Below are 11323 nucleotides of genomic sequence, written 5' to 3'. Positions count from 1 at the left end.
TTTCGTCAGTATGACCAAAGGATAAAGTCCTTCGTCGATATGACTCAGTCTCTGCCAGTCATTGTGGCGCAGGCCGCAATCTCTTTTGATTCGGTTATGTGTTGATATACTGACCTTCGTCGGTATGACTCAGCCCCAGACTGTTAGGCCGCAATCCGCGTTTAATGTTTGCAACCTATGCAGTGCGTTAAAGAATAGCGTGTCTCATGCGATTTTTATTTAGTTTTAGAGACTACCTTACAGTATATTAGCAAGACGATATCTATAAGCGTGAGCGTTCTTAGGAGAACGGTATTCATTGTTAGTGGGTAGGCGTTACCATAAACAACCTAACGTAGGTAAGTTCTCTGTATGCTCCTGTAGAGCTTAATAGGATGTTGAAGTGATGTGAGAATTCTGTAGGCATAAAAAACCCGACTTAGCCGGGCTTTTCTAATTTTAATACGGTAACTACTTACCGATCGCAATTGTTAACTGACTAAATGTTTTAATTTGGTCAATTACTTTTACAACATGTTCGTACTGTGTGCTATCACCAGGGATAACAACTGCAGTGCTCGTTTCATTCTTCGCTAAGAAGTTTTCAATACGTGCTGGTAAACGCTCGATATCAACCATTTTACCATTAAAGTTAATTAAACCTTGATCTGAAATCTTAACTACAATAGTTGGTGTTGGGTTTGAAGGTTGATTATTCTTTTCAGGCTTGCTGATCATTAAGCCTTCTTCTTTAACGAATGAAGTCGTTACAATGAAGAAAATAAGCAAGATAAATACAATATCAAGCATTGGCGTCATATCTACGTCTGATTCTTCGACGTCATGAACTCGATTTTTTCTCGACATTTCTCGTTCCTATATTTTTAAGTTAAACGAAATTATTCGTATAAGGCGTCTAACTATATGAGAAGTTTTTACATCGGTCAAATATAGCATATAGTTGCCTTAGTATTTAAGCATTAATTTAAATATTTTTTAGCTATAAACTTTGTCAGACATTCTTTTAGTTTATTGATAAAATTTCATTAACTACCTTAAGGTGAAAAGTATTTTATGGCGATAAACTGGTTCCCAGGGCACATGCATAAAGCCCAAAAAGAAATTAAAGAAATTCTGCCACAAATCGATGTGGTTATAGAGGTCTGTGACGCAAGGCTACCGTTCAGTAGTGAAAATCCAATGATCACTGAAATTAGGGGCGATAAACCGTTAATCAAAATATTGAATAAATCTGACTTAGCAGATGATGCGCTTACTAAAAAATGGTTAGCGTATTTAAAAAGTCAGCATAATGTTCAAGCGATTGCGTTAACTACGGATAACCCAAGTGTCGCGAAAACAATCCCTTCGATTATTCGTAGCTTAGTTCCTCATAAAGATGAAGCAGGAAAACAGATTAATGCCGTTATTATGGGGATTCCTAATGTTGGTAAGTCTACCCTAATAAATACTTTAGTAGGTAAAGCCAAGGCTAAAGTTGGTAACGAGCCCGCTGTTACGAAAGGGCAGCAACGTATTCGCCTAGAAGAAGGGCTTTATTTGTATGATACACCTGGTATGTTGTGGCCTAAGATAGTGAATGAAAATAGTGGCTACCGCTTAGCGATTACTAGTGCAGTTAAAGATACCGCCTTTGATCATGAAGACATTGCGTGGTTTGCCGCAGACTATTTGTTAGAAGCTTATCCTAGCAGATTGCAAGATAGATATAAGCTAGAAAGAGTTCCTGCCACAGAAGTAGAACTAATTGAAGAAATAGGCCGACAACGAGGCTGTGTGCGCAGTGGTGGTGTTGTAGATTTACATAAGGCGTCAGAGATCTTAATTAACGAAATCCGTGACAAAACCTTAGGTGCTATTTCTTTTGAAACGCCAGAAATGATTGAGCGAGAAATAGTTCATTTCGAAGAGCTGGAAGCGAGTAAAATTGCAGAGCGCGAAGCACGTAAAAAAGCGCGTGGTCGCGGTCGTAAGAATAAAAGGAAATAATCATGACAACGCAAACATCATTTGAATTACACGAAATGCTGGCAGCTGATACTGTACTTATAAAAGAGTTGCCATTATCTAACCTCATGTTAATGAATAATGCCAATCATCCTTGGTGTATTTTGGTCCCACGGGTAGCTGATGTGAATGATGTTTATCAATTGGACTGGCAAGATCAGCAACAACTGTTAAACGAATCAAGCATGTTATGTGAAGTGATGATGCAATTGTTTAAAGGAAAAAAAATGAATGTGGCTGCATTAGGAAATATGTGCCCGCAATTACACGTTCATCATATCGTTCGTTTTGAAGGTGATATTGACTGGCCCCATCCTGTATGGGGAAGAAGCTCATGTGTCTCCTACTCTTCGGAAAAAATTACTGATATTAAAGCACAGTTGTTATCTGTTATTGATACTATCATCGATTAGCTATGTTAACGTAATTTGAAAAAACGCCAAAACATGAAAATGTTTTGGCATTTTTTATGGTTTTCAACTTGACTAAATAGTGCTGATAATTGGTTAACAACTATTCGTACTTATTTGTCCTTCAAGCTGCTTGTAGCACGACCCTTATCGCTTAATGCTCTAATAATTGAAACAATAGCTTTTTAACATATTGGGTTTCAAACGGCTTATCGCAAAGAGCGTCTACGCCATCTTGCGCGATGTTAGCTAAATGGGTGTCATTGCTTTCACTGGTTACCATGAGTATCGGCAGATGAGACTGTTGTGAGTCGTTGCGAATAAACTTAGCTAATTCTCGTCCATCAACTTCAGGCATGTTGTAATCGGTGACAACTAAATCAAACATCTCTTGCGCTAAAATATTAATAGCTTCCTGTCCGTCTGCTGCTTCAGTAACTTTAATTAGGCCTAGGTTATTTAGAACGCGCTTTATATGTTTTCTAGCTAAATTACTATCATCAACTAGCAACACTCGAATGTCATGCACGTCGAAAAGCGCTAGTTCCATTTCTTCTACATTTAGATTATCAACCGTATTCTTTAGCGCGGCTTTTAAATGCATTGACTCAAATGGTTTTGGCAAAATTGCGACCACACCGGCTTGTTTATAAGCTTCTAAGCTTTCTCGCTTTATTTCGCTACTGACAAGCATAAATGGCGTATCAGATAATGCATTATGATTTCGGATTTCATTGAGTAACTCAATCGCGCTGCCATCTTCAAAATACATTGAACTTGCGATTAGATCGCGAGGATGAGTATTCATTATCTCTAGGGCTTGAGCCTTAGTTGTTGCTTCGGCTAAATCAACAATGCCTTGTGCTTTTAGCTGTTTTACAATTATTTTTCTTTGGGTATCAGATGGCTCTATCAATAAGATAGATAGGTCTGATAAAGATACACTTTCTACTGCAGACACCATATTAACCACCAATAAACTTTACGTTGAAACCATTCTTTTCAAGAACCGCTTTTATTTGATCGCGTTTGTCACCTTGAATCTCAATTGTTTCGCCAACAACGCTACCGCCACAACCACACGTTTTCTTTAGTTTGCTTGCGAGATCTTTTAAACCTTTAGCATCTAAGCCCAAGCCGGAAATGGTCATAACACCTTTTCCTTTGCGGCCTTTAGTTTCTCTACGTACTTTTGCAAAACCATCACTTGGTGTAACCGTTTGACTTTTTTCTTCTTTTATTCGGCCTGATTCGGTTGAATAGACGAGGTTATTATCGTGCTGCATGATCGCTACCCGTTGAATTTTTTTGCGCACCTTGATGGATTTCTTTAACAATGTCAATGTTGCGCTGTGATACTTAAGTATAGGATATAAAAAAGCCACCGTTGTCGGTGGCTTTTGAAAGCTATAATCTTTTATAGTTTGCTTTCTAATTCAGGTAATGTGTCGAATAAATCGGCCACTAAACCGTAATCAGCAACTTGGAAAATAGGGGCTTCAGGATCTTTGTTGATTGCAACAATAATCTTTGAGTCTTTCATGCCGGCTAAATGTTGAATAGCACCACTGATACCTACCGCAATGTATAGGTCAGGTGCTACGATTTTACCTGTTTGGCCAACTTGCATATCATTAGGTACAAAGCCAGCGTCAACAGCTGCTCGTGATGCACCAATTGCAGCGCCTAATTTGTCAGCAATACCTTCAAGTAACTTAAAGTTATCACCGTTTTGCATACCACGACCACCAGAGATTACAACTGATGCAGCACCGAGGTCTGGACGCTCTGATTCTGTTAACTCATCACTTACATGTGCTGAAATACCAGCGTCTGTTGCATTTGATAAAGCAACGACTTCTGCGCTACCGTCTGTTGCTACTGCGTCAAATGCAGTCGCACGAACCGTAATGACTTTCTTGGTATCTAAACTTTGTACTGTCGCAATTGCATTACCTGCGTAGATAGGGCGTACAAAGGTATCTGCTGATTCAACACCAATGATATCCGATACTTGAGCAACGTCTAATAACGCAGCAACACGTGGCATAAAGTTTTTACCAACGCTTAATGCGGTCGATAAAATATGCTCATAGTCGCCAGCAAGCTCTAAAACTAATGCACTAACGTTTTCTGCTAATTGGTGTTCATACGCTGCATTGTCAGCAACTAATACCTTATTAACACCGCTTACAGTAGCCGCAGCATCGACAACTGCTTGACAGTTGTGACCCGCTACTAATAAATCAATATCGCCGCCAATTGCTTGTGCAGCAGCAACTGTTTTCAATGTATCAGCTTTTAATTCGCTGTTATCGTGCTCTACGTAAACTAAAATAGCCATTATGAAATCACCTTCGCTTCATTCTTTAACTTTTCTACTAATTCATCAACGCTTTCAACAACAACACCAGCACTGCGCTCTGCTGGAGGAGCTACTTTTAACAAGGTAGCGCGTGGTGATAAATCAATACCAAAATCGCCCGCTGCTTTAACATCTAAAGGCTTACGCTTAGCTTTCATAATATCTGGTAATTTAGCGTAACGAGGTTCGTTTAAACGAAGGTCAGTTGTTACGATAGCTGGAAGGTTCAGTGCAACTGTTTGCAAACCACCGTCAACTTCACGAGTAACGTTGACTTTATCGCCATCTACTTTAACTTCAGAAGCAAATGTACCTTGAGCCATACCAGTTAGCGCTGCAAGCATTTGACCTGTTTGGTTATTGTCACTGTCGATAGATTGTTTACCTAAAATAACTAAACCAGGTTGTTCTTCATCAACAATTTTTTGCAATAGTTTAGCAATATTCAAAGAATCTAATGTTTCTTCAGTTTCAATTTGAATTGCTCGGTCTGCGCCAAGTGCTAGCGCCGTTCTCAACTGTTCTTGACACTTTTTGTCACCAATTGATACTGCAACGATTTCAGTTGCTGTGCCGGCTTCTTTTAAGCGAACAGCTTCTTCTACTGCGATTTCACAAAATGGGTTAATTGCCATTTTAACGTTGGTTAAATCAACGTCTGAGTTATCAGGTTTAACGCGTACTTTGACGTTATAGTCAATCACACGTTTTATCGGGACTAATACTTTCATCATCGCCTCTACTTGTTTCTGTATAAAACTGTGTTGGAATACTTACCAGAATGGTTTCTGGCTAGTTATTATTTTATGGCATGTGAGCCTATCTATACTTTGTCGTCAGGTCAATGTTAACGAAGATAAACCTGATGACATTTACTATCAATTAACTGATATCAAGTAAATAGTTATTTACAGGATAGAATTTATCCATAAATTATTTATAATAACTTGATACTATCAAACAAGTGTTTTAAATTCAAACGAGTGTTTGAATTTAACAAATATACTTATTATAAAAAGAGGTGAAATATGGAACGCGAATCGATGGAGTTTGATGTCGTCATCGTTGGAGCAGGTCCATCAGGCTTGGCTACAGCTTGTCGTTTAATGCAATTAGCGCAAGAAAAAGACCAAGAATTAATGGTTTGTGTCGTTGAAAAGGGCTCGGAAGTAGGCGCACATATTCTGTCAGGTGCCGTTTTTGAACCACGCTCACTAAATGAATTATTCCCTGATTGGAAAGAAAAGGGGGCGCCGTTAAACACTGAAGTGAAAGGCGATGATATTTACTTCTTAAATGGCGAAGATAAATCAGTTAAGTTACCCGGCTTTGCTGTACCTAAAACCATGCACAATGAAGGAAACTACATTGTTTCTATGGGGAATATTTGTCGTTGGTTAGCTGAGCAAGCTGAAGAAATGGGTGTTGAGATCTTCCCTGGTTTTGCTGCACAAGAAGTTATTTACCAAGAAGATGGTTCTGTAGCGGGGATTTTAACCGGTGATATGGGCGTTGACGAAAATGGCAACGAAAAAGACTCATATATGCCAGGTATGGAACTTCGTGCTAAATACACAGTTTTTGCTGAAGGTTGTCGTGGTCACTTAGGAAAAGAGCTTATTAGTAAGTTCAACCTAGACGAAGGTAAATCACCACAACATTACGGCCTGGGTTTTAAAGAAATTTGGGATATTGATCCTGAGTTACATCAAGAAGGCTTAGTTGTACATACTGCTGGTTGGCCATTAGACAGTAAAACTGGTGGCGGTGGTTATTTGTATCACGCAGAAAACAATCAAGTGTTTGTAGGTATGATTATCGATTTGAATTACTCAAATCCTCACCTAAGCCCGTTTGAAGAGTTTCAGCGATACAAACATCACCCAACCATTAGTCAGTACCTAAAAGGTGCTAAACGTGTCTCTTACGGCGCTAGAGCGCTTGCAAAAGGTGGTTTTAACTCATTACCGAAACAATCAATGCCTGGTGGGTTATTAATTGGTTGTGATGCCGGTACAATTAATTTCGCGAAGATCAAAGGTAACCATACTGCTATCAAAACGGGTATGTTAGCTGCCGAAACAATCGTTGATGCGCTTGTGTCTGGTGATGAAGGTGGCAAAGATTTAACAAGCTACGAAGAAAACTTTAAAGCATCTTGGTTATACGATGAGTTATACAATACACGCAACTTTGGTCCAGCAATGCATAAGTTTGGTACTTTCTTTGGTGGAGCATACAACACAGTTGATCAAAACTTCTTTGGTGGTAAATTACCGTTTAACTTTAAAGACGAATCGTTAGATCATGAGCAGTTAAAGCTTGCAGGTGATGCTCCTACTATTCAGTATGCCAAACCTGATGGCGTATTAAGCTTTGATCGATTATCTTCAGTATTTTTATCAAATACCAATCATGAGGAAGATCAGCGTTGCCATTTACAATTAGCAGACGCGATGATTCCTATGACGGTTAACTTGGAAAAATATGCAGAGCCTGCACAACGTTATTGTCCTGCTGGTGTATATGAGATTCAAGCGACGGAAGAAGGCGATAAGTTTGTCATTAACTCGCAAAACTGTATTCACTGTAAGACCTGTGATATTAAAGATCCAAGTCAAAACATCACTTGGGTAACGCCAGAAGGTGCTGGTGGTCCAAACTACCCTAATATGTAGTTGTAACTTGAGAACGGATTAATAAATTACTTGCTAGAAAGACTAAGGTAGTAAGCTTGTTCGTTCAATGTAGGTAATTTAACTTATTAACCCGTCCTCAAGCTAGAGCAATTAAAAAAGCCCGTAATCATCGATTACGGGCTTTTTGTTTACTGCCCTAAACTACCTAATATCGTAGGTGGTTATCATCAAACTAGGCTTGAACTGGGCTGTTACGAAAATACAGTGAGCCTCGAATTACACATCCGTGCCATTGCAATAGAATAATTTTTAGCTTGTAAGCTTTTAACTGTTTGAGGCAGGAAGCAGAATACTGATGCTAAGGCAGGGATGCCTATTCATCAGGAACAGTAAAAAAGCACAAGTTTAAAATTATTGTCTTCTATTGCGTTGGACGCCGAGGGAGTTCCAAGAGGGAAACAGGCGGTTATTCCCTTTTGGGTGAAGTCGGCACCCCGACAATATGAAGTGAGATAATCACAGAACTAGAAAGTATTTAGGCGTAAAGCTTGATAAATGCTTAAAGTTTTCATTGTCTTTTTGTGTAGAATATCAGGCAAAAAAATACCGCAACGTGTGCGGTATTTTTATAGCTAAGATCTGTTATTGACCTTTAACTTCAGAACGACCGTTAAATACAGCTTTGTCGCCTAAGAACTCTTCGATACGCAATAATTGGTTGTACTTAGAAACACGATCAGAGCGACATAGTGAACCAGTCTTAATTTGACCCGCTGCTGTACCTACTGCTAAATCAGCAATTGTTGCATCTTCAGTTTCACCACTGCGATGAGAAATAACTGCTGTAAAACCAGCGTCTTTTGCCATTTTAATCGCAGCTAATGTTTCTGTTAAAGAACCGATTTGGTTAAACTTGATTAAGATAGAGTTACCAATACCTTGCTCAATACCACGCGTTAAAATTTTCGTGTTTGTTACGAATAGATCGTCACCAACAATTTGTACTTTATCGCCAATTAAATCTGTTTGGTATTTGAAGCCATCCCAGTCTGATTCATCTAAACCATCTTCAATTGAAATGATAGGGTATTGAGCACATAAAGAAGCTAAGAAATCAGAGAATTCATTAGCAGTGTATTGCTTACCTTCACCTGATAGGTCGTAAATACCTTTTTCTTTGTTGTAGAACTCAGATGCTGCACAGTCTAGTGCTAATGTTACATCTTTACCTAACTCGTAACCTGCCGCTTCAGTTGCTTCTTTAATTACAGCAAGTGCATCAGCGTTTGATTCTAAGTTTGGTGCAAAACCACCTTCATCGCCTACGGCTGTATTCATACCTTTTGACGAAAGCACTTTTTTCAATGCATGGAAGATTTCAGCGCCCATGCGTAATGCTTCTTTAAAGCTTGAAGCGCCAACAGGCTGAACCATGAATTCTTGAATATCAACGTTGTTGTCTGCATGTTCACCACCATTGATGATGTTCATCATTGGCAATGGTAAAGAGTATTGGCCTGACGTACCGTTTAAATCAGCAATATGCTCAAACAATTGAACACCTTTTGCCATAGCTGCTGCTTTAGCGTTCGCTAAAGAAACGGCTAAAATAGCGTTAGCACCAAAGTTTTCTTTATTTTCTGTGCCGTCTAAGTCGATCATAATCTTATCAACATTAGCTTGGTCTAAAGCATCTTGACCGATAAGTGCAGATGCAATGTCATTGTTAGCCGCTGCAACAGCTTTTAATACACCTTTACCTAAGTAACGTGCTATGTCACCATCACGTAATTCTAATGCTTCACGTGAACCTGTAGAAGCACCTGATGGAGCCGCAGCTCTGCCCCAAGCGCCAGATTCAAGGTAAACGTCTGCTTCAATAGTTGGGTTACCACGAGAGTCCATTACTTCACGAGCAATGATCTTAGCAATTTTTGACATTGTTTTTCCTCATACACGTCGCCCTTGCGTGGGCTTAATAAATTTAACTAAAGCACAATAGCGTGCTTGGATTGTTGTAAAAATCATATAAAAAAACCGTAGCTTGGCTACGGTTTTTAATTAGTTTAAAACTTGCTTTTGGTATTCAAATGATGCCGCAACAAAGCTTTCAAACAGTGGGTGACCATCGCGAGGAGTTGAATTAAACTCAGGATGGAATTGCCCAGCAATAAACCATGGGTGATCTGGATTTTCAATCACCTCAACCAATTTCTTATCTGAAGACAAGCCAGAGAAAATTAAACCAGCGTTCGATAATTTTTCTCTTAAGGTATTATTTACCTCATAACGGTGACGGTGTCTTTCATAAATTGTTTCACTACCATATACGTCACATGCCTTGGTACCTTTCACCAAGTGGCACAATTGTGAACCTAAACGCATCGTTCCGCCTAAGTCAGAATCTTCGTTACGGTATTCAACTTGACCTTCTTCGTCTAACCATTCATTGATTAAACCAACAACAGGGTATGGAGTTTCAGGATCAAATTCAGTTGAATGTGCACCCTCTAAACCAGCGACGTTGCGAGCATATTCAATTAATGCTACTTGCATACCTAAACAAATGCCTAAGTATGGTACTTTGTTTTCGCGGGCATACTTTGCTGCGGCAATTTTACCTTCAACACCACGCTCACCAAAACCGCCAGGAACTAGAATAGCGTCTAAGCCTTCTAATACTTCATCACCTTTTGATTCAACGGTTTGTGAATCAACATATTTTATATTTACTGTCACTTGGTTCTTTAAACCAGCATGCTTTAAAGCTTCGTTTACAGATTTGTAAGCATCTGGTAGTTCAATGTATTTACCTACCATGCCAATAGTGACTTCACCAACAGGGTTTGCTTCGTGATAAAGCACTTGCTCCCACTCTGATAAATTTGCTTCAGGAACATCTAGACCAAAGCGTTTGACAACGATTTCATCAGTGTTTTGTGATTTTAGTAGCGCTGGAATTTTATAGATTGAATCTACATCGCGCATTGATACAACAGCTTTTTCTTCAACGTTACAGAATAACGCGATCTTCGCACGCTCATTTGCAGGAATAGGACCTTCACTACGACACACTAAAATGTCAGGGAAAATACCAATTGAACGCAACTCTTTTACAGAGTGCTGGGTTGGTTTTGTTTTAATTTCACCAGAAGCTGCTAAATATGGGACAAGCGTTAAATGCATGAACATGGCGCGTTCGCGACCTAATTCAACACCTAATTGACGAATGGCTTCTAAGAATGGTTGTGATTCAATGTCACCGACCGTGCCACCAACTTCAACCATTGCAACATCGTAACCTTCTGCACCTTCAATTACACGACGTTTAATGTCGTTGGTTATATGAGGAATAACTTGAATCGTTGCACCTAAGAACTCACCTTTACGCTCACGCGCTAAAATATCTTGGTAAATACGACCTGTTGTAAAGTTGTTGCGCTTGGTCATTTTGGTGCGGATAAAACGCTCGTAGTGACCTAAATCTAAGTCTGTTTCTGCACCGTCTTCAGTCACAAATACTTCACCGTGCTGAATTGGGCTCATTGTACCTGGATCAACGTTAATGTATGGGTCAAGCTTCAACATGGTAACTTTTAAACCACGTGCTTCTAAAATTGCGGCAAGTGAAGCTGCGGCAATACCTTTACCAAGAGACGAAACAACACCGCCCGTTACAAATATATATTTTGTCGTCATGTTAAACCCAGATGTCAGGAAATTTGAAAATGTAGCCAAACTCGATATTTAGAATTAAAAATCAAGTATAGCAAGACGGGGCGACATTATACGTAAACATGCCCATAACAACAAGTTACCTTATCGTATTATTCGTTAAATTTTTCGCTAGAATTTATATAGTACGAGGTTACACTAGTTCATCTAACTTTTAATCAATATAT

At 39.2% G+C, this 11323-nt stretch carries 10 protein-coding genes; 3 read left to right on the top strand and 7 right to left on the bottom strand.

The window, feature by feature from the left end; genetic code table 11:
- Window positions 1-450 precede the first annotated feature (450 nt).
- Window positions 451-846, bottom strand: a complete 396-nt coding sequence (locus QQK02_RS05220; RefSeq protein WP_284206907.1) for an ExbD/TolR family protein — start codon at window positions 844-846, stop codon at window positions 451-453.
- A 207-nt stretch (window positions 847-1053) separates the two neighbouring features.
- Between QQK02_RS05220 and ylqF the strand changes: the two genes are divergently transcribed.
- Together ylqF and QQK02_RS05210 are read left to right on the top strand one after the other, a co-directional pair.
- On the top strand, window positions 1054-1989 hold the full coding sequence (gene ylqF / locus QQK02_RS05215; protein ID WP_284206906.1) for a ribosome biogenesis GTPase YlqF: 936 nt from the start codon (window positions 1054-1056) through the stop codon (window positions 1987-1989).
- Between the two features lie 2 nt (window positions 1990-1991).
- Window positions 1992-2420, top strand: a complete 429-nt coding sequence (locus tag QQK02_RS05210) for an HIT domain-containing protein (RefSeq protein WP_284206905.1) — start codon at window positions 1992-1994, stop codon at window positions 2418-2420.
- A gap of 151 nt (window positions 2421-2571) precedes the next feature.
- On the opposite strand, the gene QQK02_RS05205 is transcribed toward QQK02_RS05210, so the two are convergent.
- The 4 genes from QQK02_RS05205 to QQK02_RS05190 all read right to left on the bottom strand — a co-directional run bounded on the left by QQK02_RS05205 (window position 2572) and on the right by QQK02_RS05190 (window position 5513).
- Window positions 2572-3381, bottom strand: a complete 810-nt coding sequence (locus tag QQK02_RS05205; RefSeq protein ID WP_284206904.1) for a response regulator — start codon at window positions 3379-3381, stop codon at window positions 2572-2574.
- A 1-nt stretch (window position 3382) separates the two neighbouring features.
- A complete protein-coding gene (locus QQK02_RS05200) occupies window positions 3383-3703 on the bottom strand; it encodes a translation initiation factor (RefSeq protein WP_284206903.1) in 321 nt (106 codons plus the stop codon).
- A gap of 131 nt (window positions 3704-3834) precedes the next feature.
- Window positions 3835-4761, bottom strand: coding sequence for an electron transfer flavoprotein subunit alpha/FixB family protein (locus tag QQK02_RS05195; RefSeq protein ID WP_284206902.1), 927 nt, complete (start codon window positions 4759-4761; stop codon window positions 3835-3837).
- Window positions 4761-5513: an electron transfer flavoprotein subunit beta/FixA family protein gene (locus QQK02_RS05190; protein ID WP_284206915.1), complete on the bottom strand. Its 753-nt coding sequence runs from the start codon at window positions 5511-5513 to the stop codon at window positions 4761-4763. Before QQK02_RS05190 ends, QQK02_RS05195 begins: the two co-directional genes overlap by 1 nt.
- 297 nt (window positions 5514-5810) lie before the next feature.
- Here QQK02_RS05190 and QQK02_RS05185 point away from each other — a divergent pair, with 297 nt between their 5' ends.
- On the top strand, window positions 5811-7460 hold the full coding sequence (locus QQK02_RS05185; RefSeq protein WP_284206900.1) for an electron transfer flavoprotein-ubiquinone oxidoreductase: 1650 nt from the start codon (window positions 5811-5813) through the stop codon (window positions 7458-7460).
- Between the two features lie 603 nt (window positions 7461-8063).
- Here the strand turns inward: QQK02_RS05185 and eno are convergent.
- Together eno and QQK02_RS05175 are read right to left on the bottom strand one after the other, a co-directional pair.
- A complete protein-coding gene (eno, locus tag QQK02_RS05180) occupies window positions 8064-9362 on the bottom strand; it encodes a phosphopyruvate hydratase (RefSeq protein ID WP_284206898.1) in 1299 nt (432 codons plus the stop codon).
- Window positions 9363-9482: 120 nt separating this feature from the next.
- Complete coding sequence (locus QQK02_RS05175; RefSeq protein ID WP_284206897.1) at window positions 9483-11120, bottom strand: CTP synthase; 1638 nt, start codon at window positions 11118-11120, stop codon at window positions 9483-9485.
- Window positions 11121-11323 lie beyond the last annotated feature (203 nt).

The organism is Thalassotalea eurytherma, assembly GCF_030161415.1.
Taxonomy (GTDB): Bacteria; Pseudomonadota; Gammaproteobacteria; order Enterobacterales; family Alteromonadaceae; genus Thalassotalea_G; species Thalassotalea_G eurytherma.
Note: the sequence above shows the minus strand (reverse complement) of the source record. Positions and strands in the feature narration are given on the sequence as shown.